The sequence below is a fragment of the Aeromicrobium sp. NPDC092404 genome, assembly GCF_040684095.1.
Lineage (GTDB): Bacteria > Actinomycetota > Actinomycetes > Propionibacteriales > Nocardioidaceae > Aeromicrobium.
This window is the reverse complement of sequence record NZ_JBFBFI010000001.1, coordinates 1,255,443-1,278,073: the sequence shown is the minus strand read 5'-3', so window position 1 is coordinate 1,278,073 and position 22,631 is coordinate 1,255,443. Positions and strand designations below refer to the sequence as shown.

The window sequence follows — 22,631 nt, the reverse complement described above, 5'->3', positions numbered from 1 at the left end:
GGCATGCCTTCGACTCTCGACCTGTATACCAAGTTGTCCGCCCTGCCCCAGGGCAAGCGCCTGTTCTCGATCGCGTTCGGGCAGAAGGCACCGTACTTCTCCTCGATCCACCTCGAGGTGCAGGAGATGAAGCCGCACTTCGGCCAGATCAGGATCCCCAAGCGCCGCTCGGTCAAGAACCACATCGGCACGATCCACGCCATCGCGGCGTGCAACGGCCTGGAGGCGGCGATGGGCCTGCTCGCCGAGGCGACCTGCCCGCCCGACATGCGCTGGCTGCCCAAGGGCATGGAGGTCAGCTATCTGGCCAAGTCGACGACGGCTCTGACGTGCACGGCGGAGAGCGCCGAGGCCGACTGGGCCGGCGGACCCGACGTGCCGATCAAGGTCAAGGCCGTGACGACCGACGGAACCGTCACCGTCGAGGGCACGATCCACCTATGGGTAACGCCCAAGCGCTAGTACGGACCGGGCACGGCGGCACCGCCACCTGGCTGGCTCTGGACGATCCCGCCGACCAGGTCGACCTTGGACTCGCCCCCGAACCGGCGCTGCAGCCAGACGCCGAGCAGGTAGAGCAGCAGGTTCAGGACGATGTAGATGACGGCAAGGACGATGCCGGTCTGCAGGTAGTTCTTGAACTCCCGCCAGATGCCCCGGCCGGCGAACGTCAGGCCGGGCGCGAGGATGTAGAACCCGAGGCTCGTGTCCTTGAGCGCCACGATGCACTGGCTGATGATCGACGGCAGCATGATCTTGATCGCCTGCGGCAGCAGCACGATGCGCATGACCTGGCTCTTGCGCATCCCGAGGGCGTACGCCGCTTCGGACTGGCCGGCCGGCACGGCGTTGATGCCCGCCCGGAGGATCTCTGCGAGCACCGAGCCGTTGTAGAGCACGAGGCCCAGGACCAGCGGCGTTAGCGACTCGAGGGGGTAGCCCTGCAGGGCCCAGATGAAGATGATCAGCATCAGCAGGGGCACGGCGCGGAAGAACTCCACGAACAGCCAGGCCGGCCAGCGGATGAACCAGTGGCTGGAGAGCTTCGCGACGCCGAAGAGGGAGCCGACGACCATGGCTGCGCTGATCGCGAGGAGGCCCGCGAGCAGGGTCATGAGCAGGCCCTCGAGCAACAGCTCGAGGTACGCCGGGGTGAAGAACGGCTCCCACTCGGCGTAGGCCAGCTCGCCCTCGCTCTGCAGCTTCCAGATGACGACTCCGACGATGCCGACGAGAGCCGCCGCCGTGACGACAGCCAGGATGCGGTGCCGGCGGGCCGCCTTCGGCCCGGGGATGTCGAACAGGACCTGACTCATCGCGACACCGCCCACTTGCGCTCGAAGAGATGGGCGCCGAGCGAGATGACCTCGACGATGATGACGTATCCGGCCGCGATGCCCACGAAGATCGCGACGCGGTCGGTGGCGTTGTCGTTGAGCAGACCCTTGAGCCGGAACGTCGCCTCGGCGATGCCGAAGCCGGCCGCGAGCGACGTGTTCTTCGTCAGGGCGATCAGCACGCTGGCGAGAGGGGGCACGACCAGGCGGAAGGCCTGCGGCAGCAGCACCTGGGTCATCGTCATGCCGAACGGCATGCCGAGCGACCGAGCCGCCTCGGCCTGACCAAGGGGGATCCCGTTGACGCCGGACCGGATGGCCTCGGTGACGAAGGACGCGGTGTAGATGCCCATGGCCATCGAGATGTTCCAGAAGAACCCGAAGTCGATGCCGAGCTGGGGGAGCCCGTAGTAGGCGAGGATGATGAGGACGACCAGCGGCGTGTTGCGAAAGAGCGTGACGTACGTGGCTCCGGCCGCCCGAAGGATCGGCACCGGGCTCAGTCGCGCGACCGCGACAAGTGTGCCGACGACCATCGCCAGAGCGCCGGACGCGAGCAGCAGCTTGAGCGTCTCCCTGAACCCCTTGAGGAGCAGGTCGTAGTTGTCGATCAGGGTGTCCATGTCACCTCCCTCACGTGGTGGTGGCGGGCGACCCCGAGGGGCCGCCCGCCGTCTGTGCCTGACTCAGCTGCAGGGATCGAGCGTCGGCTTCTCCGGCGCGTCGTTGCCCGACTTGCCGAGCGTCGCGTCGAACGCCTTCTGCCAGTCCCCGTCGTCGAACGACTTCGTCAACGTCTCGTTGATGAACTCGCACAGCTCGGGGCTTTCCTTGCTGTAGCCGACGCCGTAGCGCTCCTCGGAGAACGGCTCGCCGACGACCTTGAGGGCGTCCGGGTCCTCGGCGGCGTAGCCGAGGAGGATCGCACCGTCGGTCGTGACGGCGTCGACGGACTTGTTCTTGAGCTGCTCGACGCACTCGGAGTACGTGTCGAAGCCCGCCGGGGTCGCACCGTACTTGTCCTCGACGGTCGCGATCGACGTCGACCCGGTGACCGAGCAGACCTTCTTGCCCTTGAGGTCCTCCGGACCCTTGATGCTGTCGTCGTCCTTGGCCACGAGCAGGCTCTGGCCGGTGACGTAGTAGGGCCCGGCCTGGCCGACGACCTGGCGGCGCTCGTCGGTGATCGAGTATGACGCCAGGACGAAGTCGACCGTGCCCTTCTGGAGGAACGGCTCGCGGTTGTCGGAGATCGTCTCGACCCACTCGATGTTGTCGGCCTCGATGCCCAGCGCGCCGGCGATGATCTTGCCCATCTCGGGGTCGAAACCGGTCGGGGTGTCGGACGTGGCCGACTTGAAGCCGACGCCGGGCTGGTCGTACTTGACGCCGATCTTGACCTTGCCGGCCTTGTTGAGCTCGGCCATGCGGGTGCCGGCCTCGAACTTCACGTCCTTCGCGACATCGGCCTTGCCTCCGGTGTCCTCGTCACCGCCGGCGTCGCCGCAGGCGGACAGTGCAAGCACGGCTGCGGCAGCGACTGCTGCCCATTGGAGCTTACGGATGAACATGGGTGTTTCCTTCCCCTAGTGCGGTGCGGATTCAGTGGGTGAGGATCTTCGCGAGGAAGTCCTTGGCGCGTGCTGACTGCGGGTTGGTGAAGAACTGCTCCGGGGTGTTCTCCTCGACGATGCGCCCGTCGGCCATGAAGAGGACTCGGTCGGCGGCCGTGCGCGCGAAGCCCATCTCGTGGGTCACCACGACCATCGTCATGCCGCCCTTGGCGAGGTCGACCATGGTGTCGAGGACCTCCTTGATCATCTCGGGGTCGAGCGCCGAGGTCGGCTCGTCGAAGAGCATGACCTTGGGGTCCATCGCGAGGGACCGGGCGATGGCGACGCGCTGCTGCTGGCCGCCGGAGAGCTGGGCCGGGAGCTTGGCGGCCTGCGAGTCGACCCCGACCCGCTTGAGCAGCTCCATGCCGCGCTCGCTGGCCTCGGCCTTGGACTTGCCGCGGACCTTGATCGGACCGAGCGTCACGTTCTCGAGGACCGTCTTGTGGGCGAACAGGTTGAACGACTGGAAGACCATGCCGACGTCGGCGCGCAGCTGAGCGAGGTCCTTGCCCTCGGCTGGCAGGACCTTGCCGTCGACCTTGATCTCGCCCTCCTGGATGACCTCGAGGCGGTTGATCGCGCGGCAGAGCGTCGACTTGCCCGAGCCGGAGGGGCCGATCACGACGACCACCTCGCCGGGCGCGACGTCGAGGTCGATGTCCTGGAGGACGTGGAGATCGCCGAACCACTTCTGGACGCCGTGCATCGAAACCATGGGTGTCTGGTCAACCATGCGGATCAACCTAGCCCGAAAGGACTGCCTCTTGGGAACTAGGTGCGTTACGAATTGAACTCATTCGAAGTAACGCAGGTCACGCTGCCTCGTTGAGTCTGTGACATACGAGGGAGACCCACTGATGCGTCGTACGACGACCCTGATCGTGATCCATGCCTTGGCACTCGCGCTCGCCGTCCTGCTCCCGACGAGCGCCTCGGCCACGTCGCCGTACGCGCCTCTCGATCGCCCGGGGCCGAAGCTGACCGTCCCGTCGGCAACCCTCAAGGCCGCACTGCAGTGCCACGGGGACTTCGCCCGTTCGCCGCTGCAGCCGGTCCTCCTGAACCCGGCCACGGGGGTGACGGTCGACGAGAACTTCTCCTGGAACTACGAGCGGGCGTTCGCCCTGCAGAAGCGGCCCTGGTGCACGGTCGACATCCCGGCGCACACACTCGGCGACATCCAGGTCTCGGGGGAGTACCTCGTCCACGCCATCCGCGCGATGCGCGCGAAGTCGACCCGGGACATCGCCGTGCTGGGACACAGCCAAGGCGGCATGTCGATGCGATGGGCCCTGCGCTTCTGGCCAGACACCCGCCCGATGGTCGACGACGTCATCGGCATGGCGCCCTCCAACCACGGCACGACAGTGCTGCCCAGCTGCGTCGTCGGCCTCACGTCGTGCCTGCCGGCGGTCTGGCAGCAGCTCGACGAGGCCGAGTTCATCAAGGCCCTCAACAGTCGTGCCGAGACCTTCAAGGGCATCTCCTACACGCAGATCTACACGCGTACGGACGAGGTCGTGCAGCCCACCAGCTCGTCGGCCCTCACCACGGGTGAGGGTGCCATCACGAACGTCGCGACCCAGGACGTCTGCCCGCTCAACCTCTACGAGCACCTCATGGTCGGCACGATCGACGCCACGGCGTATGGGCTGGCCATGGACGCGCTCAACCACGCGGGGCCGGCTAAGCCGTCGCGGATCAGTCCGTCGGTGTGCCTGCAGCTCTACCAGCCCGGCGTGAACCCCCTGAATGTGCAGACGTACCTCAAGGTGTTGTCCGGCGCGCCGGGCCTGATCAGCGTCCCGCTGCCCAACATCAACCTGGTCGGCGTCACCATGGTGCCGCGCGAGCCGGCCCTGCGCTGCTACACCAAGGCCGCCGGCTGCTGATCCGGCCGATCGGCAGCACAACGCATCCACGACCAGCACAATGACGGGGTGACCCCCACCGAGACCCCGACGCAGACGCGCCGGGTCCAAGACACGGACCATGAGAGCTGGGCCGTCGGGTGGCTGACACTAGGTCTTCTGTTCGGACTGCTCGGTGCGTTCATCGGCGTGTTCCTCGTGCTGCGCTCGACTCGCTGGTCGACCAGGTGGAAGGCCGTCGCACTGATCCTGCCCGTCGTCGTCGGGGGCATGGCCAGGCTCGCTCCGGAAGACGGTCCCGCCTCGATGTTCGCCTGGCCGTTCTGGCTCGTCACGCTCGCGATCGCCGTCGCGGCGGCGTACGTCCTGGACGCGGCCGCGGCGCGAGGTTCGATGCAGCGTCGACCGGGTCGTTTGGCGGGCCTCGTCGCGGCTGCCGTGCTCGTCGCGTTGGCCTCGGTCCCGCTGAGCCGGCTGCACAGCATCGGGTCGTACGACTACCACGACGAGATCGTCGCCGCCGCGCGGAGCGCTGAGGCGGCAGGCGAGTCGTACGGCGTGGTGACGGAGTCCTTCCTCGACCAAGGTGACGCGGGCACGGTCGAGAGGACCGAGCGACTGGCCGGTCCCGGCAACGCGCGGTTCGTCACGATCTTCGAAGAGCTCGAGGACGAGCACGGAGGCCTCGAGACGTCGACGCTCTCGTCCAAGGATCGAGGGACCTGCTACGTCTTCCCGGTGGTTTCGTCGCGACGCGAAGGCGTCGAGAGCGTCACCCACCTGGCCCGCCAGTGCGTCGGCCCCTCGGAGGCGGGCTCGGCGCTCTCGATCAGTGACCGCTGATCCTCGACACGTACGTTTGTCGCCCGGTTGCGCCGGGTACCTGCCCGGTCCCCGACCTTGAGGAGATCTGATGCTGTTCTTCAGCAACCGGCTCGGCTGCCTCGGCTCACTGGCCGTGACCGCCATCGGCACGGCCGTGGTCGTCCTGCTGTTCTGGCGCTGATCTTCGTCCTCCCGCGACCCTCGCCGAGCGTATGATGCGAGGGCGGTCCGCGTTGCGGAGCGTGGGCGAGAGGCACACCAGCATGTCGAGCCAGGATCCGACGGTCTTCGGGAGCCTTGCCGAGTCCTTGGCCGACGTCGAGGGCGTCACGGAGACGATCGACCAGATCGTGGGCTATGCGGTCGAGGCGATGGAGACGTCCTACGGCGGCATCACCCTCATCCAGTCCGGTGGTCGCTCGTTCGAGACCGTCGGAGCCACCCATCCCTCTGTCGCCGAGGCGGATCGGATGCAGTACGAGCTGCGTGAGGGCCCGTGCGTGGACGCTGCCGTCGACACGAAGATCGTCGTGTCCGACCGACTCACCACCGACGACCGGTGGCCGGAGTGGGGACCGAGAGCCAGCGCCTTCGGGTTCAACAGCATCCTGTGCGCGGAGCTGCATGCGCGCGGCCGGCGCATCGGCGCCCTCAACCTCTACGGCACGGACGAGGCGACCTTCAGCCCCGAGGACATCGAGCTGGCAGCGCTCTTCGCTCGGCAGGGAGCGCTCGCTCTGGGCTACGCCCGGAGCGAGGAGGGCTTGCGCGAGGCGCTCGCGACCCGGACGGTCATCGGACAGGCTCAAGGCCTGCTGATGGAGCGATTCGGTGTGGACGCCGACCGAGCGTTCTCCACGCTCCAGCGCTACTCGCAGCACCACAACATCAAGCTGAAGGTGCTGTGTCGTCAGCTGGTCGCGACCCGCGTGCTGCCCGACGGCCCGGCAGGGACGAGCACGGCCACGACGGAGCCCGTCGCGGCCGTGCCCGAACCCGCCTGACGCTCAGAACGTCCGGTCGTTGCCCCGGCTGGAGTGGAAGCGGGCCAGCCCGCGGTTGATGAACAGGCCGATAGTCAGCAGGGTGACGTAGAACCAGGCCTCGGAGGCGGTGAAGCCCGCTCCGTCGTCCTCGTCGATGATCGCCGACGTCACGAAGATGCCGAGCACGGCGAGGACGTAGAGGATCATCTCGATCGTGATGAACGCCGACTGCGAGCCGGTGGACACCTTGAGGTCGCCGAGGGGGTTGGACCCGCTGCTGGTGTCCCTGCCGCCGGAGTCCCGGCCGCCCAAGGGAATCTCCCTGGTGTGCTCGTGCTGCGGATCGATCGGTTCGTTCGTGCTCATCTCATGCCTTCCTGATGGCGTCATGGACGCGAGCCAGCGGCTCGTCTTGAGGACTACCCGGCGGGCCACCCCGCAAACACGGGCGCTGGGGGTGCGGCACCGGCCACGTACGATTGACCAGTCATGACGAAGACCTACGAAGTGCGCACCTACGGCTGCCAGATGAACGTGCACGACAGCGAGCGGCTGTCGGGCCTGCTGGAGACCGCCGGCTACGCCAAGGCGGACGAGGGCACGCCCGACCTGGTCGTGTTCAACACCTGCGCGGTGCGCGAGAACGCCGACAACAAGCTCTACGGCAACCTCGGCCACATCGCGTCGGTCAAGGAGCAGAATCCCGGCATGCAGATCGCCGTCGGTGGCTGCCTGGCGCAGAAGGACCGCGACACGATCACGAAGCGTGCACCGTACGTCGACGTCGTGTTCGGCACCCACAACATCGGCTCGCTGCCGGTGCTGCTGGAGCGGGCGCGCATCGCCGAGGAGTCGCAGGTCGAGATCCTCGAGTCGCTCGAGGTCTTCCCATCGACGCTGCCGACCAAGCGCGACTCGGTGTTCGCCGCCTGGGTGTCGATCAGCGTGGGCTGCAACAACACCTGCACGTTCTGCATCGTCCCGAGCCTGCGCGGCAAGGAGAAGGACCGGCGTCCCGGCGAGATCCTCGCCGAGATCGAGGCACTCGTCGCCGACGGCGTCGTCGAGGTCACCCTGCTGGGCCAGAACGTCAACTCGTACGGCGTGGAGTTCGGCGACCGGCAGGCGTTCGGCAAGCTCCTGCGCGCTTGCGGCGAGATCAAGGGCCTCGAGCGCGTACGGTTCACCAGCCCGCACCCCAAGGACTTCACCGACGACGTCATCGCGGCGATGGCCGAGACCCCCAACGTCATGCCGCAGCTGCACATGCCGTTGCAGTCCGGCTCCGACCGCGTGCTCAAGGCGATGCGCCGGTCGTACCGGCAGGAGAAGTTCCTGGGCATCATCGACCGCGTCCGCGCGGCGATGCCCGACGCGGCGATCACGACCGACATCATCGTGGGCTTCCCGGGCGAGACCGAGGAGGACTTCCTGCAGACGATGGAGGTCGTGCGCAGGGCGCGGTTCACCAGCGCGTTCACGTTCCAGTACTCGCAGCGCCCCGGCACGCCGGCCGCCGACCTGCCCGACCAGCTGCCCAAGGCCGTGGTCCAGGAGCGCTACGACCGGCTCATCGAGGTCGTCAACGAGGTGGCGTGGGACGAGGCCAGGAAGCAGGAGGGCCGGGTCGTCGAGCTGCTCGTCGCCGACCACGAGGGCAAGAAGGACGGCGCGACGCACCGGCTGACCGGCCGGGCCCGCGACAACCGCCTCGTGCACTTCGTGCCCGGTGACCATTCCGTACGACCGGGCGACATGGTCGAGGCGCGCATCACGTACGCCGCCCCCCATCACCTGGTGAGCGATGACGCGCCGATCAGTGTCCGCCGCACGCCCGCCGGTGATGCGTGGGAGTCGCGGCAGGGCAGGACCGAGGTGCGCTCGGTCGGCCTCGGCATGCCGTCGTTGGGCGTTCCCGCACCGCTGCCACCGGCCCCGGCCTGCGCGATCTGAGCATGCACGAGACGTTCGACGGCGACCGGCTCGACCGGGAGCGCTGGCTGCCGCACTACCTGCCGCAGTGGTCCTCGCGGGCGGAGTCCGCGGCGACGTACGAGGTGGCCGGCTCCGAGCTGCGCCTGAGCATCCCGCTCGACCAAGGCCTGTGGTGCCCGGACACCCATACGAAGCCGTTGAGGGTCTCCGGCGTCCAGTCCGGCGTCTACTCGGGACCGGTGGGCAGCACGATCGGCCAGCAGCCGTTCGCCGACAGCCAGGTCGTACGGGAGGAGCAGCCCGCGTGGTGGGGGTGGACACCCCACCACGGCCGCATCGCCGTGCGCGCCCGCATGGAGCTGTCGCCGACCTCGATGGCCTCGGCGTGGATGGTGGGTCTCGAGGACAGTCCCGAACGCTGCGGCGAGATCTGCCTGTTCGAGGTGTTCGGCAGCACGATCACCCCAGACGGCTCGCGCGCCGACGTGGGCACCGGGCTGCATCCGTTCCGCGACCCGGCGCTCGTCGAGGAGTTCTCCGCCGACACGCAGGACATCGACGTGCGGCAGCCTCACACGTACGCGGTGGAGTGGCGGCCCGACGGGATCGACTTCCTGCTCGACGACGAGGTCGTGCGCTCGTCGCAACAGTCCCCGGCCTATCCCATGCAGATGATGATCGCCGTCTTCGACTTCCCCGAGCCGGGTGCCGACGCCACGCACGTGCCGGTCCTGGCGGTCGACGGCGTCCGCGCCGACCCGCTCTCGTGAATGAAGGCGGTTCGCGCGACCTCGAATCGACACCCGCAAACCGTTGCGCATCACAACGAGAAGGGCGCAGGATGAGGGATCTTCTGCTCGACCGAGCAGCTGCTTCCTTTGGGGGGAACACATGCGCAAGACCTTGTCCTGTGCGGCAGCGGCGATCTCGCTGACCGCACTGACGCTCACGGTGCCGTCACTGGCACAGGCGGAGCCGGCCACCGCGGCCACCGCGACGGCCGCGTCGTCCATCAGCTGGGGCACCTGCTCGAGCCAACGTCTCCAGGCCGCCGGCGCACAGTGCGCCAAGGTGTCGGTGCCGCTCGACTGGTCCAAGCCGTCCGGCACCCGCATCAAGCTGGCGATCTCCCGCATCAAGCACACGGTGCCTGCCAGCCAGTACCAAGGCGTCATGCTGGTCAACCCCGGTGGTCCCGGCGGATCCGGCCTGGGTCTCTCGGTGCTCGGCGAGTACGTGCCGGAGTACGCCGGCAAGAACGTCGGCGGGGCGTACGACTGGATCGGCTTCGACCCGCGCGGCGTGGGCTCGAGCGAGCCGGCCGTGTCGTGCGACGACGACTACTTCGGCTTCAACCGGCCGCGCTACGTGCCGACGACCAAGGCCATCGAGACGGCGTGGAAGGGTCGCACCAACAGCTACACCGATGACTGCGACGCCAAGAACGGCGCGATCCTGTCGCACCTGACCACGATCGACTCGGCCAAGGACATGGACGCCATCCGCGCTGCGCTCGGCGTCTCGCAGATCAACTACTACGGCTTCTCCTACGGGACCTACCTCGGCCAGGTCTATGCGACCCGCTACCCGACGCGGGTGCGCCGCCTGGTCTTCGACGGCACGGTCGACCCCCGGGGGGTCTGGTACAAGGCCAACCTCGCCCAGGACGTCGCGTTCGACAAGAACATCAACACGTGGTTCAGCTGGCTCGCCAGCCACGACGACCACTACCACCTGGGCGACACCGGTCCCGAGGTCAAGGCGCTGTTCTACGACACGCAGGAGGCGCTCTACCAGAACCCCGTCGACGGGCCGGAGGGCAAGATCGGCGGGAGCGAGTGGAACGACTCGTTCATCTACGCGGGCTACTACCAGTCGACGTGGCTCGACCTGGCCCAGGTCTTCGCGGGCTACGTCAACGACAACGACGTCGAGTCGCTGAGCAATGCGTTCATCGACGCGAACGGGCTCGGCGACGACAACGGCTACGCCGTCTACACCGGCGTGCAGTGCACCGACACGGCGTGGCCCAAGAGCTGGGCCACGTGGAAGGCCGACAACGACAAGATCCACGCGGTCGCGCCCTTCCTGACCTGGGGCAACGCCTGGTACAACGAGCCGTGCCGTCACTGGCCCGCTCCGTCCCGGACCCTGCAGCCCATCACGTCCGGCAACAAGGCCAAGCTGCTGATGCTCAGCGAGACCGATGACGCCGCGACGCCCTACCCGGGCAGCATCGAGGTCCGCAAGCGGTTCCCGCTGGCCGCGCTGGTCACGACGCTGGGTGGCACGACGCACTCGAACTCGCTGAACGGCAACGCGTGCATCGACGACACGATCGCGCGGTTCCTCTACAACGGTTCCCGGCCGCACCGGAAGGCCGGCAACTACTCCGACAAGTACTGCACGGCACCGCCCAAGCCGGATCCCGGTGCAGAGGCCCGGAAGAGTGCCCCGTCCAAGGTGGACAGGCTGCTCAAGGACGCGCAGAAGTCGGCGCTGCGCTTCTAGCGCCGACGTGACCGATGGGCCGTCCCGTGTTGCCGGGGCGGCCCATCGACGTTGTCTGACCGGGACGGCAGGATCGACTCATGAACGACATCAAGCACGACCTGCAGGCCAAGCTCCGCGACAAGCGTGCCGCTCTGCTGGCGTCGTTGGACGGCCTGGGGGAGTACGACCTGCGCCGGCCGATGACCCCGACCGGCACCAACCTGCTGGGCCTGGTCAAGCACCTGGTGGGCGTCGAGCACGTCTACTTCGGTGACTCGTTCGACCGGACCCCGCCCGACGTGCTGCCCTGGAACGCCGACGGCTCGGTGTGGGAGGGCGCCGACATGTGGGCCAGGGCCGACGAGTCCAGCGACGACATCCTCGATCTGTATCGACGGGCGTGCGAGCACAGCGACACGACGATCGAGCAGCTCGACATCGCCGCGCCCGGCCGAGTGCCCCACTGGCCCGCTCCGGACACGACCTTGGGCTACCTGCTGGTCTGGGTCCTGGACGACACGGCGCAGCACGCCGGTCACGCCGACATCGTGCGCGAGCTGATCGACGGGCGCACGGGCTCGGACACCGCGACGAGTGACACGGACTGGTCGACGTACGTGCAGCGCATCCAGGCGGCGGCCGACACGTTCAGGTGACGACCGTCAGACCAGCAAGGTCGGGTGCAGGCGGGCCATCGTGACGGTCTGCCGTCGTCGTGCCGCGATCACCGTCACCGACAGGGCCAGCACCGTGAACAGCGCCAGCACGACGAAGTCCCGTGTGACGCCGGTGCCGCCGCCCGCCGTGGCGGCGCGGAAGCCGTGCACCGCGTACGTCATCGGCATGACGTCGTGCAGCAGGTTGAAGAACCGCGGCGCCGTCTCGATCGGGTACGTCCCGCCGGCGGCGGTCAGCTGCAGGCACACGAACACCAGAGCGACGAATCGGCCGGCGCCGCCGAACAGCGCGACGAACATCTGGTTGATGGCCGTGAAGACCGCACCGGTCGCGAGGGCGACGCCGAGCAGCAGGAGCGGGCTGGCCGCGTCGATCCGCAGGACCCCCAGCAGCACGGCCAGCAGCAGCACGACCTGGACGAACGACAGCACCAGCCCGGGGACATAGCCGGCCAGGGCGGTGCGGATGCTGCCGGTCGTCGAGGCGATGGCTCGCGCCGACAGCGGGCGCAGCAGGAGGTAGATCGCCATCGCGCCGACCCACAGCGCCAGGGCGATGAAGTACGGCGCGAGTGCCTCGCCGTAGTTCTTGACCGGGTTGACCCGGTCCGGTGCCTCGGTGATCGGGGTCGCCGCGGTGCGGGCCAGCTGCTCCCGCTCGGACTTGTCGTAGTCGGGCACCTGCTCGCTGCCGTCGTCGAGGCCGCTGACCAGCTTGAGGGCACCGGCCGAGAGCTGGTCGGCGCCACCCGAGAGCTGATCGGCGCCCTTGGCGGCCTCGGCCGCACCGCTGCTGAGCTGTGACGTACCGCTGGCCAGCTGCTGGGCGCCGTCCGACGCCTTGCCGATCGCATCGACGAGCTGAGGCACGTTGGCAGCGAGCTCGGCGTTGCCGGCCGCGACCTGGGCGGCACCGTCGGAGAGCTTCTTGGTCTGCCCGGCGTACCCGTCGGCCTGGTCGGCCAGGTCGTCGACGACACCGGCCAGGCCCGCAGTGCGATCGGCCGCGGCGTCGAGCTCGGCGCACTGTGGAGGATCGGGGTCGGCCTGGCGGCAGCTCTCCGCGGCGGACCGCAGGCTCGCGACGAGCTGATTGATCTGCGCCTTCGCGGCTCCGGTCGAGCCGTTGATGCCCGATGTCACGCCCTGGACGAGCTGGTTGATCTGGGCGACCCCGGCGGCGACCTGCTGGGCGCCGTCCGCGAGCTGTCGGGTCTGGCCGGGCAGGGCGGACGTACGGGAGTCGAGCTGCGACAGGCCTCCGGCGAGCTGTTGGGCACCGGAGTCGAGCCGGCCGGCGCCGTCGGCGAGCTGTCGGTTGCCGTCGGCGAGGTCGCTGGCGCCGGCGGCGAGCTGGTCGGCACCGTCCGACAGCTTGCCTGCACCGTCCGCGGCCTCGGAGAGGGCCATCTTGATGTCCGAGAAGCTGAGGTAGATGTTGTCGAGGTAGGTCTCGGTGACCTGGGCGTTCAGCGAGGTCTTGGCAGCCTTGAGGATCGTCTGGGCGATCGTGCCGTTGATGTAGTTGACCGCGTCGTTGGTGCGCAGGTCGAGGTTGCCCTGCACCGCCTCGGCCGGGTCGCCGCTGGTCGAGGTCGCCGCCTTCGACAGGTTGCTGGGGATCGTCAGGACGGCCTTGTAGCTGCCGTCCGACAGGCCGGCCTCGGCGTCCTTGGCGTCGGTGAGGACCCAGTCGTAGTTGTCCTTGTCGTCGTTGCTGACGAGGTTGCCGGCGAGCTGTCGGCCGACGGCGACGGGCTGCTTCTTGCCGTCCCGGCCGGTGATCTCGACGACCTTGTCCTCGTTGACGACCGCAGCGCGTACGTGGTCGAGGTGGCCGGTCGGGTTGATGTTGGCCCAGACGTACAGCGCGCCGTAGAACAGCGGGACCATCATGACCGCGACGATCGCGGCCCGCGTGAGGCGGCTGCGTCGGAACCGGGCGAGCTCGAACCAGGGCAGCGTGGGGGAGGGAATCATCAGAGCATCAACTCGCGGAGGGTGCGTGACGTGTCCAGCTCCAGGTGGTGGAGCCGGCTGGACGGTTCGGGTGCGGACGACGCGGACTGGACGCTGGCCACGAGGGTGACGGTGCTCTCCTCGAGCAGCCACGCGAGCGCGGCCCAGAGCAGCTCGATGTCCTCGGCGGCGCGCAGGTCGTCCGCGTCGTCGACGACGAGGATCTTCGGGCGCTCGGTCAGGGCCAGGACGGCACCCAGCATCTTGCGCTCCAGGCGGGTCAGGGTCGACACGATCGCGGTGCCGGGCAACGGGTCGTACGTCAGCCCGCCCTCCTCGTGCGCCCGCTGGAGCGCGTGGTTGAGCTGGTCGAGGACCGGGGTGATGGCACTGCGGGAGACCCAGAGGCCGAACGAGCGGATCGAGAGGCGTTCGGCGATGTGCTGGTCGATCGTGAGGTTGTCCTCGAGGTCGTTGACCCCGGGCAGCTCGGCGAGCGCGACGTCGTGCCGCACGGCCGAGGCCTCCTGGGGCAGGAGGTGTCCGGCGACCCGCAGGCGCCCGCTGTCGAACGCCATGCGGCCGGCGAGCGTGAGCAGCAGGGCGGTCTTGCCCGATCCGCTCGGTCCGTGGACGACGAGCCAGTCACCCGCCTCGACCTCGACCCAGACGTCGTTGAACACCGTGCCCTCGGGGCCGGCCGTCGTGAGGCTCGCCGCCGTGATGGCGGCCGTCGACTCACGCCGAGGCCAGGCCTGCAGCTGCACCCGGCGGTGCAGCCCTTCGCCCTCGACGTCGACGTGCGGCACGTGGCGGTCGAGCCAGGCGGGGAGGGTCCAGGAGCGCCGGCCGAACAGCTCCAGGACGGCCGGGGCGAACAGCATGCGGATGAGGAACGCGTCGACGAACACGCCGATGGCCAGCGCGAACGCCACCGGCTTGATGTTGGGATCGCCCTCGGGCACGAACGCCGCGAAGACCGCGAGCATGATGACGGCCGCGGCCGTCACGACCCGGGAGCTGCCGACGAACCCGTCGGCGATCGCCCGGTGCGGGTCGTCCGAGCGGACGTACTCCTCCTTCATGCGCGACATGAGGAACACCTCGTAGTCCATCGACAGCCCGAACAGCACCGCCATCAAGATGATCGGCAGGAAGCTGATGAGCGGCCCGGTCTGGTCCAGGTGCACGACGGAGGCCAGCCAGCCCCACTGGAACACCGCGACCACGGCGCCGAACGACGCCCCGGTGGACAGGATGAACCCGAGGGTCGCCTTGAGGGGCACGACGAGCGACCGGAACACGATGAGGAGCAGGAGCACCGACAACCCGACGACGACCAGGCCGAAAGGCAGCAAGGCGTCCTGCAGGCGGTCGGACACGTCGATGCCGCCGGCCGTCAGCCCGGTGACCGAGACGTCGACGCCGTGCTCCTCCTGCCACCCCGGCTCACGGTCGCGGATCTCCCGCACCAGCGCTGCCGTGCGCTCGTCCGTGGCACCGGTCGACGGGATGACCTGGACGATGCCGGTGTCGGCCGTACGGTTGGGCGTCGCGAGCCCGATCGCCTCGACCCCCTTCATCGAGCGCAGGTCGGACTCGATGTCGTTGACGACGCCGACCGGGTCGGTCGTCGAGATGATGTCGATGCTGACCAGCAAGGGTCCGTTGAAGCCGGGCCCGAAGTGCTCCTCGACGAGGTCGTAGGCGACGCGCTGGGTGCTGCCGGCCACGGCGGTGCCGTTGTCGGGAAGGGCGAGCCGCAGGTCCTTGGACGGGATCGTGGCGACGGCGAGGCCGACCACGACGATCGCGATCGCGATCAACGGGAAGCGGGTGGTGACCGCGACCCACTTGCGGGAGAACCCGCCGGGCGGGCGATCGCCGGCGGGCGCGAGCTTGGCTCCCGAGCGACCGAGCAGGGCCGGGAGCACGGTCAGGGCGACCGCGACCGCGATGACGACCGACAGTGCGGCGACGGCTCCCATGACGGTGAGGAACGGGATGCGGGCGATCGCGAGCCCCAGCAACGCGATGATGACGGTCAGACCTGCGAAGACGACCGCGGAACCGGCCGTCGCCACGGAACGGGCGGCGGCCTCCTCGGGGTCGAGCCCTTCGGCGAGCTGCTCCCGGTGGCGGGACACGATGAACAGGGCGTAGTCGATGCCGACCGCCAGGCCGATCATCAGGGCCAGCAGGGGAGCGGTGGCCGAGATCGTGACGAACCCGGTGGCCGCGATGGTGAGGGCGCTCGTGACCAGGACGCCCAGCAGGGCGGTGACGATCGGGATGACGGCGGCCCGCAGGGACCGGAACATCAGGTAGAGCACGATGAACGCGACCACCACGCCGATGACCTCGATGATCGAGAGCTGTGGCCCGGTGTTGCTGAACACGTCTCCACCGAACGACGCGGTGTAGCCGGCCTTGCGCAGCTCGTTGCCGGTGTCGATCAGCTGCTCGCGCTCGCCGGCGGTGACGGCGGTCAGCTCGCGGTCGAACTGCAGCTGCACCTGGGCGGCCGTGCGGTCCTTCGAGATGCCGATCGTGGTCTGGTCGGAGTAGGGCGACACGACCTCGGTGACGCCCTCGACCTTCTTCATCCCCGCGATGGCGTCGGCGACGAGCTGCCTCGTCCGCTCGTCGTCGACCGTACGTCCGTCGGGTGCCACGACGACGAGGTAGGCCGATGCGCCGCTGAGCTCGGGGAACGTACGTCCGAGGGAGTCGATGGCCTCCTGTGACTCGGTGCCGGGGATGTCGAAGGAGTTCTTGGTGCCCGTGCCCAGGCCCAGTGCGGCAGCCCCCGCGAGCACGAGGATCACGACCCACGCGGTGAGCACCCGGCGGTGATGGCGGTAGGCCCAGCGGCCCAGAGCGTACAAGGAGGTCGACACACCTCGACGATACATTTGTGTATTGAGTACAGCAATGTATCGAGTATCGTGTGCGACGTGACAAGCGACACGGCCCCCGCCACCCGATCCCGCGCCGCGACCCGCGAGCGCCTGCTGGACGCGGCCCGCGCCGTCCTGGCCGCGGAGGGCATCCAAGGTGCCTCGGTCGAGCGCATCTGCGACGAGGCAGGCTTCAGCCGGGGCGCGTTCTACTCGAACTTCTCGAGCAAGGACGACTTGGTGCTCGCGCTCTTCCGCCGCGAACGGGAGTCGATGATGTCGCTCCTGCAGGAGGCCGCGGATCCCCAGGCGTACGCCGGCATGGACCCCGTCGAGGCGGTCGGCGTCATCATCGACCGGTTCGTGCTGCTGCAGCCGCCCGATCGTGAGTGGTACCTCGTGCACGCCGAGTTCGAGCTCAGGGGAGTGCGGGACGACGCCGTCGGGCGGGAGTTCAACGATGCGTGGCGCGAGGTCAAGGCCGAGTTCGAGGCCGTCATGGTGACGCTGCTGCGGCAGATCGGCCTCGAGCTGACGGTGGAGACCGGGCACGCCTCGGCGATCCTCATGGGCACCTACGACACGGCGCTGCGCGAGGCGCTGATCGAGCGCCGGCCGCTCGACCTCGACCTCCTCAAGGTCACCGTGCCGATCGTGATGCTGTCGGTCACCCGCCCCGTCAGCTGAGCGGGCGGCACCGGCCGGGGTGGCAGGATGAGGCCATGGCCATCCGCATTGCCCAGGACCCGCACGCCGACGAGGTCCTGACCAACGACTCGTTCGCCCTGCTCGCCGGGATGCTGCTCGACCAGCAGTTCCCGATGGAGCGGGCGTTCGCCGGGCCCGCCAAGGTGCTCGACCGGTTCGGCACGCTCGACCCCGCGAAGATCGCCGAGGCCGACCCCGAGGCGTTCGCCGACCTGTGCGCCACACCGCCGGCGATCCACCGCTACGGCCGGTCGATGGCCGGTCGGCTCCAGGCGCTCGCCAAGGTCGTCGCGGACGAGTACGACGGTGACGCGTCGCGCATCTGGACCGAGGCGCGCACGGGTGAGGCGCTGATGAAGCGGCTGCGCGCCCTGCCGGGCTTCGGCGAGCAGAAGGCCAAGATCTTCACGGCGCTCCTGGCCAAGCAGCTCGGCGTCAAGCCTGCGGGATGGACGACGGTCGTGGGCGACTACGGCAAGAAGGGCTTCCGCTCGGTCGCCGACGTGGTGGATGCCGACTCGCTCGCCAAGGTGCGGGCGTTCAAGCAGCAGGCCAAGGCCGCCGCGCGAGCCTGAGCTGTCTCAGACGTCCGAGGCGTCGTCGGGGAACGGGTCGAGCAGCTCCACGGGCACCTCGCACGTCGACTCGGTGAGGAACACGTCGTCCATCCGCACCCAGATGTCCTCGCCGCGATCGTCGGTCGGGATGTCGAGGTCGGGGAACGAGCCCCGCAGCATCTCCTCGACGTACGCATTGCGCGCCCGGACGAGGCGGCCCCAGTCCGTGAGCCACTCGTCGACCGGAGGATCGCTTGCGAGCAGCTCCGGCCCGACCGAGCGGATGCCGTCGACCATCTCCTCGATCGCCGCGTTCTGGGCGCTGATGGCCTTGGCCTGGCTCTCCGGACTGCCCTCGATCGTCAGGGACTCGACCTCGGACGTCATCTGCTCGCACTCCCGCTCGATGACCGAGATCAGCTCCGCGTCGTCGATCAGTCCCGGGGTGCCGGCCGATCCGACCGCGATGACGGTGACCAGCCCGCCTGCGGTGGCGACGAGGCCGAGGACCATCGCTGCGATCGCCACCCACTTCCACCGTCGCGAGACGGGCGGCGGGGGGAACTCCCAGGCGTTGTGCGGCGGCGGGTAGTCAGGCAGGCCCCGGGAGTCGAACACCGTCTCATGGTGTCATGGCCGGGTAGCCTCTGACCCGTGATCATCGCAGCGGCTGTGTGTCCCCACCCGCCGATGATCGTCCCCGCGGTCGCCAGTGGAGCCGCGGACGACCTGGCTTCCCTGCGCGAGGCCTGCGACTCCGCGGTGTCAGCCCTGCTGGCAGCCGGTCCCGAGCGCGTCGTCGTGCTCGGATCCGGCAGCCTCGACGGAGACCGGGACGAGTCGGCAGGGGGGACCTTCGGGCCGTACGGCGTCGACCTGCACGCGGGAGGCCCGGGCTCCGACCTCCCGTTGAGCCTGACGGTCGGGGCGTGGCTGCTGGACCGGGCCGGCTGGTCGGGCCCCCGGACGTACTCGACCGGTACGCCTGACATCGGCGACCGGACGGGCCTGCTCGTGATGGCCGACGGGAGCGCCAGACGATCGACCTCGGCGCCGGGCTTCCTCGACGAGCGGGCCGAGGGATTCGACGCCTCGATCGCGACGGCGCTGGCTCGCGGTGACGCCGCGGCGCTGGCCTCGCTCGACCTCGACCTGGGGGCCGCGCTCTGGGCCGCCGGGACGCCGGCGCTACGGGTGCTCGGCGAGCTGACGAAGGGCACCGACATCGGCGCGAGTCTTCGCGTCGACGTGGCGCCCTTCGGTGTCGGCTACTGGGTCGCCGACTGGGTCATGGGCTAGCTAGGACTTCCCGTCCTCGGCGAGCTTGTCGACGCCCTCCTGCGCCTTGGCGGCGGCGTTGTCGATCTTGGCCTCGTACTTGCCCTTGGTGGCCTTGTTGACGGCGTCGGCGGCCTTGTCGATCCCGGCGTCGATCTTGTCGTTCTGGCTCGCGGCGAGATCCGCGGCCTTCTTCTTGAGCTCCGGTGCCTTCTTCTTGAACGTGTCGAGGAAACCCATGGTCTCCCTCCTTGATTCATGAGGAATGGGGACAGCCGCCCCCGCGTGGTCCCACACCTTACTGCGAGACTTTGTCGCATGTCCGTGCCCGACCGAGTCGTGAGCGTCGTCGGCCCGACGGCGTCCGGCAAGTCGTCGCTCGCGGTGGGACTGGCTCAGCGACTGGGTGGCGAGATCGTCAACGCCGACTCGATGCAGCTCTATCGCGGCATGGACATCGGCACCGCGAAGCCATCGGTCGAGGAGCGCGCGAGCGTGCCCCATCACCTGTTCGACGTGCTCGACGTGACGGAGCCCGCGGCGGTCGCCGAGTTCCAGGGCCAGGCCCGAGCGGCGATCGCGGACTGCCTGGCGCGCGGTGCGACGCCGGTCCTCGTCGGCGGATCTGCCCTGTACGTCCGCGCGGTGGTCGACCGGCTCGACTTCCCCGGGACCGATCCACAGGTCCGCGACCACTGGAAGGCCGAGCTCGCCGCGCGTGGCCCGGAGGCGCTGCACGCCGAGCTGGCACGCCGCGACCCCGCGGCGGCGGCACAGATCCTGCCGACCAACGACCGGCGGGTGGTGCGCGCGCTCGAGGTCATCGACCTGACCGGTGAGCCGTTCGCCGCGACGATGCCGGCGTACGAGTCGGTGTTCGAGCACCTCACGATGCTGGGGCTCGACGTGCCGAGGGAGGTGCTCGACGTACGCCTGACCGAGCGCGTCGACCAGATGTGGGCTGCAGGATTCGTCGACGAGGTCCGGGCGCTGCGCGATGCCGGCCTCGAGGACGGGCCGACGGCCGAGCGGGCCATCGGCTACCAGCAGATCCTGGCCTTCCTGCGCGGCGAGACGACCGAGGCCGAGGCCCGCGAGGCGACGGTGACCGGGACCCGGAAGTTCGCCCGGCGGCAGGACCGGCTGTTCCGCAAGGACCCGCGCATCCACTGGCTGCCGTACGACGCTCCGGACCTCGTCGACCGCGCGCTGGCGATCGTCGTGGGCTGAGCAGTGGAAAGGACACCGTGTCGGCGCAGAGACGTAGACTGGAACCCATGACTTTTCCATGGCTCAAGGGGCACGGCACGGAGAACGACTTCGTGCTGTTCCCGGACCATGACGGCACGATCCACGGCGAGCTGGAGGGTGCCTTCGTGGCCGCCCTCTGCGACCGCCGGCGCGGCATCGGTGCCGACGGCGTCATGCGTGTGATCCGCACCGAGGCGCTCGGCGAGACGTCCGCCGGCGAGTGGTTCATGGACTACCGCAACGCCGACGGCTCGGTCAGCGAGATGTGCGGCAACGGCATCCGGGTCTTCGCCCTGCACCTGATGCAGGAGGGCCTCGTCGATCCCGCCGCGCCGCTGGTGATCGGCACGCGCGACGGTGACAAGACCGTCACGGTCGCCGACGGTGCGTTCAGCGTCGACATGGGCACCCCCGAGGTGCTCGGCGTCTCCAAGGTCAGCGCCGCCGGGAACACCTGGGAGGCCCAGGATGTTCGTACGGGCAACCCCCATGCTGTTGCCTTCGTCGACCGGCTCGGCGACGTCGGGAGCCTGCTGACGCAGCCTGACTACGACGAGTCGGTCTATCCCGAGGGCGTCAACATCGAGTTCGTCGTCCGCGAGGGCGAGCGCCACGTCGCGATGCGGGTGCACGAACGAGGCTCGGGGGAGACGCGTTCCTGCGGCACCGGCGCGTGCGCCGTCGCCGTGGCCACCGCGGTCGCCGACGGTGCCGATCGACCCACGACCTACCGGGTCGACGTCCCCGGCGGCACGCTGCACGTGACCTGGGGCGTCGACAACCACATCGTGCTCACCGGCCCTGCCGAGATCGTCGCGCAGGGCACCATGGATTGGATTGCATGACCGAATCAACGTACGAACCGACGGCTCAGGGCACTGAGGGTCTCGAGCTCGAGGAGCGCAACTCGCTCAGGCGCGTCGCCAACCTGCGCACCGAGCTCGAGGACATCACCGAGGTCGAGTACCGCCAGCTCCGCCTCGAGCGGGTGGTGCTGGTCGGCGTGTGGACCGAGGGCACGGCCGAGGACGCCGACAACTCGCTCGCCGAGCTCAAGCTGCTCGCCGAGACCGCCGGCTCAGAGGTGCTCGACGCGCTGATCCAGCGACGCCAGAAGCCCGACCCCGCGACCTACATCGGCAGCGGCAAGGTCGAGGACCTGCGCGCCGCCGTCGTCGCGACCGGCGCCGACACGATCATCTGCGACGGCGCGCTCGCGCCGAGCCAGCTGCGCAACCTCGAGGACCGCTGCAAGGTCAAGGTCGTCGACCGCACCGCGCTGATCCTCGACATCTTCGCCCAGCACGCCAAGTCCAAGGAGGGCAAGGCGCAGGTCGAGCTCGCCCAGCTCCAGTACCAGACCCAGCGGCTCCGCGGCTGGGGCGGCAACCTGTCCCGCCAGGCCGGTGGCCAGGCGGCCGGCGGTGAGGGCATCGGTGGCCGCGGACCCGGTGAGACCAAGCTCGAGACCGATCGCCGCCGCATCCAGCAGAAGATGGCCAAGCTGCGCCGCGAGCTCAAGGAGCTCGGCAAGGCCCGCCAGACCAAGAAGGCCAACCGCAAGCGGCACGACATCCCGTCGGTCTCGATCGCCGGCTACACCAACGCCGGCAAGTCCAGCCTGCTCAACCGGCTGACCGACGCCGGCGTGCTCGTCGAGGACGCCCTGTTCGCGACGCTCGACCCGACGACCCGCCGCACCCAGACCTCCGACGGTCGCGTCTACACGATGTCGGACACCGTCGGGTTCGTCCGCAACCTGCCGCACCAGCTCGTCGAGGCCTTCCGGTCGACGCTCGAGGAGATCGCCGAGTCCGACCTGATCCTGCACGTCGTCGACGGGTCGCACCCGGACCCCGAGGGTCAGATCGCCGCTGTGCGCAGCGTGCTGGCCGACGTCGACGCCCTCGACGTGCCGGAGATCATCGTGATCAACAAGGCGGACGAGGCCGACCCGCTGGTGGTCAAGAACCTGCTCGCGCGCGAGCCCCACGCGGTCGTGGTCAGTGCTCGCACCGGCGAGGGCATCGACGAGCTGCTCAGCGCGATCGAGGCCGACCTGCCCCAGCCGGCGACCCTGGTCGACGTGATGCTGCCCTACGCCCGTGGCGACCTGCTCAACCAGATCCACACGCAGGGCGAGATCGAGACGCTCGACCACGAGTCCGAGGGCACGCACGTCATCGCCCGCGTGCACGGCCACCTGGCCAGCGAGCTCGAGCCCTACGCGGTCTGATC

General features: G+C 69.1%; 23 protein-coding genes. 14 read left to right on the top strand and 9 right to left on the bottom strand.

Annotated features, from left to right (window positions below; all coding sequences use genetic code 11):
- The first annotated feature begins 3 nt into the window (after positions 1 to 3).
- A complete protein-coding gene (locus tag AB0N22_RS06495; protein ID WP_364637331.1) occupies positions 4 to 462 on the top strand; it encodes a hotdog fold domain-containing protein in 459 nt (152 codons plus the stop codon).
- On the opposite strand, the gene AB0N22_RS06490 is transcribed toward AB0N22_RS06495, so the two are convergent.
- The 4 genes from AB0N22_RS06490 to AB0N22_RS06475 all read right to left on the bottom strand — a co-directional run bounded on the left by AB0N22_RS06490 (position 459) and on the right by AB0N22_RS06475 (position 3,668).
- Entirely contained in the window at positions 459 to 1,316 is an 858-nt protein-coding gene (locus AB0N22_RS06490; RefSeq protein WP_364637329.1) for an amino acid ABC transporter permease, read from the bottom strand. The genes AB0N22_RS06495 and AB0N22_RS06490 overlap by 4 nt on opposite strands.
- The gene (locus AB0N22_RS06485) at positions 1,313 to 1,960 is read right to left on the bottom strand and encodes an amino acid ABC transporter permease (protein ID WP_364637327.1); all 648 of its coding nucleotides are present in this window, start codon (positions 1,958 to 1,960) and stop codon (positions 1,313 to 1,315) included. Before AB0N22_RS06485 ends, AB0N22_RS06490 begins: the two co-directional genes overlap by 4 nt.
- Before the next feature lie 63 nt (positions 1,961 to 2,023).
- Positions 2,024 to 2,908, bottom strand: a complete 885-nt coding sequence (locus AB0N22_RS06480; protein ID WP_364637325.1) for a glutamate ABC transporter substrate-binding protein — start codon at positions 2,906 to 2,908, stop codon at positions 2,024 to 2,026.
- Between the two features lie 31 nt (positions 2,909 to 2,939).
- Entirely contained in the window at positions 2,940 to 3,668 is a 729-nt protein-coding gene (locus tag AB0N22_RS06475; protein WP_364639245.1) for an amino acid ABC transporter ATP-binding protein, read from the bottom strand.
- Positions 3,669 to 3,810: 142 nt separating this feature from the next.
- Between AB0N22_RS06475 and AB0N22_RS06470 the strand changes: the two genes are divergently transcribed.
- The 3 genes from AB0N22_RS06470 to AB0N22_RS06460 all read left to right on the top strand — a co-directional run bounded on the left by AB0N22_RS06470 (position 3,811) and on the right by AB0N22_RS06460 (position 6,653).
- Positions 3,811 to 4,845: a lipase gene (locus tag AB0N22_RS06470; protein ID WP_364637323.1), complete on the top strand. Its 1,035-nt coding sequence runs from the start codon at positions 3,811 to 3,813 to the stop codon at positions 4,843 to 4,845.
- 48 nt (positions 4,846 to 4,893) lie between these two features.
- Positions 4,894 to 5,667, top strand: coding sequence for a hypothetical protein (locus tag AB0N22_RS06465; protein WP_364637321.1), 774 nt, complete (start codon positions 4,894 to 4,896; stop codon positions 5,665 to 5,667).
- Between the two features lie 245 nt (positions 5,668 to 5,912).
- Positions 5,913 to 6,653, top strand: a complete 741-nt coding sequence (locus AB0N22_RS06460; protein WP_364637319.1) for a GAF and ANTAR domain-containing protein — start codon at positions 5,913 to 5,915, stop codon at positions 6,651 to 6,653.
- Positions 6,654 to 6,656: 3 nt separating this feature from the next.
- Here the strand turns inward: AB0N22_RS06460 and AB0N22_RS06455 are convergent, their stop codons facing one another.
- The gene (locus AB0N22_RS06455; protein ID WP_364637317.1) at positions 6,657 to 7,001 is read right to left on the bottom strand and encodes a hypothetical protein; all 345 of its coding nucleotides are present in this window, start codon (positions 6,999 to 7,001) and stop codon (positions 6,657 to 6,659) included.
- Positions 7,002 to 7,124: 123 nt separating this feature from the next.
- On the opposite strand from AB0N22_RS06455, the gene miaB reads away from it, so the two are divergent.
- From miaB to AB0N22_RS06435, 4 genes are all read left to right on the top strand, one after another.
- Positions 7,125 to 8,588, top strand: a complete 1,464-nt coding sequence (gene miaB / locus AB0N22_RS06450) for a tRNA (N6-isopentenyl adenosine(37)-C2)-methylthiotransferase MiaB (RefSeq protein ID WP_364637315.1) — start codon at positions 7,125 to 7,127, stop codon at positions 8,586 to 8,588.
- Between the two features lie 2 nt (positions 8,589 to 8,590).
- Positions 8,591 to 9,340, top strand: a complete 750-nt coding sequence (locus AB0N22_RS06445; protein WP_364637313.1) for a glycoside hydrolase family 16 protein — start codon at positions 8,591 to 8,593, stop codon at positions 9,338 to 9,340.
- 121 nt (positions 9,341 to 9,461) lie between these two features.
- Positions 9,462 to 11,081 carry an alpha/beta hydrolase gene (locus tag AB0N22_RS06440; RefSeq protein WP_364637311.1) on the top strand — a complete coding sequence of 540 codons (1,620 nt, stop codon included), beginning with the start codon at positions 9,462 to 9,464 and terminating at the stop codon, positions 11,079 to 11,081.
- A gap of 80 nt (positions 11,082 to 11,161) precedes the next feature.
- Positions 11,162 to 11,719 carry a DinB family protein gene (locus AB0N22_RS06435; RefSeq protein ID WP_364637309.1) on the top strand — a complete coding sequence of 186 codons (558 nt, stop codon included), beginning with the start codon at positions 11,162 to 11,164 and terminating at the stop codon, positions 11,717 to 11,719.
- 6 nt (positions 11,720 to 11,725) lie between these two features.
- Here the strand turns inward: AB0N22_RS06435 and AB0N22_RS06430 are convergent, their stop codons facing one another.
- Together AB0N22_RS06430 and AB0N22_RS06425 are read right to left on the bottom strand one after the other, a co-directional pair.
- A complete protein-coding gene (locus AB0N22_RS06430; protein WP_364637307.1) occupies positions 11,726 to 13,720 on the bottom strand; it encodes a YhgE/Pip domain-containing protein in 1,995 nt (664 codons plus the stop codon).
- Positions 13,720 to 16,599, bottom strand: coding sequence for an MMPL family transporter (locus AB0N22_RS06425; RefSeq protein WP_364637305.1), 2,880 nt, complete (start codon positions 16,597 to 16,599; stop codon positions 13,720 to 13,722). The genes AB0N22_RS06430 and AB0N22_RS06425 overlap by 1 nt, the downstream gene beginning before the upstream one ends.
- 57 nt (positions 16,600 to 16,656) lie before the next feature.
- On the opposite strand from AB0N22_RS06425, the gene AB0N22_RS06420 reads away from it, so the two are divergent.
- Both AB0N22_RS06420 and AB0N22_RS06415 read left to right on the top strand, forming a co-directional pair.
- Positions 16,657 to 17,286 carry a TetR/AcrR family transcriptional regulator gene (locus tag AB0N22_RS06420; protein WP_364637303.1) on the top strand — a complete coding sequence of 210 codons (630 nt, stop codon included), beginning with the start codon at positions 16,657 to 16,659 and terminating at the stop codon, positions 17,284 to 17,286.
- 35 nt (positions 17,287 to 17,321) lie between these two features.
- Positions 17,322 to 17,882 (top strand): HhH-GPD-type base excision DNA repair protein, encoded by a 561-nt coding sequence (locus tag AB0N22_RS06415; RefSeq protein WP_364637301.1) that lies wholly within the window; start codon positions 17,322 to 17,324, stop codon positions 17,880 to 17,882.
- A 6-nt stretch (positions 17,883 to 17,888) separates the two neighbouring features.
- Here AB0N22_RS06415 and AB0N22_RS06410 read toward each other — a convergent pair whose 3' ends face one another.
- A complete protein-coding gene (locus tag AB0N22_RS06410) occupies positions 17,889 to 18,482 on the bottom strand; it encodes a hypothetical protein (RefSeq protein WP_364637299.1) in 594 nt (197 codons plus the stop codon).
- 36 nt (positions 18,483 to 18,518) lie between these two features.
- Between AB0N22_RS06410 and AB0N22_RS06405 the strand changes: the two genes are divergently transcribed.
- A complete protein-coding gene (locus tag AB0N22_RS06405; RefSeq protein WP_364637297.1) occupies positions 18,519 to 19,163 on the top strand; it encodes a hypothetical protein in 645 nt (214 codons plus the stop codon).
- Here AB0N22_RS06405 and AB0N22_RS06400 read toward each other — a convergent pair whose 3' ends face one another.
- Positions 19,164 to 19,382 carry an antitoxin gene (locus AB0N22_RS06400; protein WP_364637295.1) on the bottom strand — a complete coding sequence of 73 codons (219 nt, stop codon included), beginning with the start codon at positions 19,380 to 19,382 and terminating at the stop codon, positions 19,164 to 19,166.
- A gap of 78 nt (positions 19,383 to 19,460) precedes the next feature.
- Between AB0N22_RS06400 and miaA the strand changes: the two genes are divergently transcribed.
- From miaA to hflX, 3 genes are read left to right on the top strand one after another with little or no spacing between them, the layout of a single operon-like run.
- Positions 19,461 to 20,372 carry a tRNA (adenosine(37)-N6)-dimethylallyltransferase MiaA gene (gene miaA, locus AB0N22_RS06395; RefSeq protein ID WP_364637293.1) on the top strand — a complete coding sequence of 304 codons (912 nt, stop codon included), beginning with the start codon at positions 19,461 to 19,463 and terminating at the stop codon, positions 20,370 to 20,372.
- Positions 20,373 to 20,419: 47 nt separating this feature from the next.
- Complete coding sequence (dapF, locus tag AB0N22_RS06390) at positions 20,420 to 21,238, top strand: diaminopimelate epimerase (RefSeq protein WP_364637291.1); 819 nt, start codon at positions 20,420 to 20,422, stop codon at positions 21,236 to 21,238.
- Positions 21,235 to 22,629, top strand: coding sequence for a GTPase HflX (gene hflX, locus AB0N22_RS06385; RefSeq protein WP_364637289.1), 1,395 nt, complete (start codon positions 21,235 to 21,237; stop codon positions 22,627 to 22,629). The genes dapF and hflX overlap by 4 nt, the downstream gene beginning before the upstream one ends.
- Positions 22,630 to 22,631: the final 2 nt, after the last annotated feature.

What these genes read in the sequence shown, in the direction of transcription:
- AB0N22_RS06495 (WP_364637331.1), top strand. Translation starts at nt 4, where the DNA reads ATGCCTTCGACTCTCGACCTGTATACCAAGTTGTCCGCCCTGCCCCAG.
- AB0N22_RS06490 (WP_364637329.1), bottom strand. Translation starts at nt 1,316, where the DNA reads ATGAGTCAGGTCCTGTTCGACATCCCCGGGCCGAAGGCGGCCCGCCGG.
- AB0N22_RS06485 (WP_364637327.1), bottom strand. Translation starts at nt 1,960, where the DNA reads ATGGACACCCTGATCGACAACTACGACCTGCTCCTCAAGGGGTTCAGG.
- AB0N22_RS06480 (WP_364637325.1), bottom strand. Translation starts at nt 2,908, where the DNA reads ATGTTCATCCGTAAGCTCCAATGGGCAGCAGTCGCTGCCGCAGCCGTG.
- AB0N22_RS06475 (WP_364639245.1), bottom strand. Translation starts at nt 3,668, where the DNA reads ATGGTTTCGATGCACGGCGTCCAGAAGTGGTTCGGCGATCTCCACGTC.
- AB0N22_RS06470 (WP_364637323.1), top strand. Translation starts at nt 3,811, where the DNA reads ATGCGTCGTACGACGACCCTGATCGTGATCCATGCCTTGGCACTCGCG.
- AB0N22_RS06460 (WP_364637319.1), top strand. Translation starts at nt 5,913, where the DNA reads ATGTCGAGCCAGGATCCGACGGTCTTCGGGAGCCTTGCCGAGTCCTTG.
- AB0N22_RS06455 (WP_364637317.1), bottom strand. Translation starts at nt 7,001, where the DNA reads ATGAGCACGAACGAACCGATCGATCCGCAGCACGAGCACACCAGGGAG.
- miaB (WP_364637315.1), top strand. Translation starts at nt 7,125, where the DNA reads ATGACGAAGACCTACGAAGTGCGCACCTACGGCTGCCAGATGAACGTG.
- AB0N22_RS06445 (WP_364637313.1), top strand. Translation starts at nt 8,591, where the DNA reads ATGCACGAGACGTTCGACGGCGACCGGCTCGACCGGGAGCGCTGGCTG.
- AB0N22_RS06440 (WP_364637311.1), top strand. Translation starts at nt 9,462, where the DNA reads ATGCGCAAGACCTTGTCCTGTGCGGCAGCGGCGATCTCGCTGACCGCA.
- AB0N22_RS06435 (WP_364637309.1), top strand. Translation starts at nt 11,162, where the DNA reads ATGAACGACATCAAGCACGACCTGCAGGCCAAGCTCCGCGACAAGCGT.
- AB0N22_RS06430 (WP_364637307.1), bottom strand. Translation starts at nt 13,720, where the DNA reads ATGATTCCCTCCCCCACGCTGCCCTGGTTCGAGCTCGCCCGGTTCCGA.
- AB0N22_RS06415 (WP_364637301.1), top strand. Translation starts at nt 17,322, where the DNA reads ATGGCCATCCGCATTGCCCAGGACCCGCACGCCGACGAGGTCCTGACC.
- AB0N22_RS06400 (WP_364637295.1), bottom strand. Translation starts at nt 19,382, where the DNA reads ATGGGTTTCCTCGACACGTTCAAGAAGAAGGCACCGGAGCTCAAGAAG.
- miaA (WP_364637293.1), top strand. Translation starts at nt 19,461, where the DNA reads ATGTCCGTGCCCGACCGAGTCGTGAGCGTCGTCGGCCCGACGGCGTCC.
- dapF (WP_364637291.1), top strand. Translation starts at nt 20,420, where the DNA reads ATGACTTTTCCATGGCTCAAGGGGCACGGCACGGAGAACGACTTCGTG.
- hflX (WP_364637289.1), top strand. Translation starts at nt 21,235, where the DNA reads ATGACCGAATCAACGTACGAACCGACGGCTCAGGGCACTGAGGGTCTC.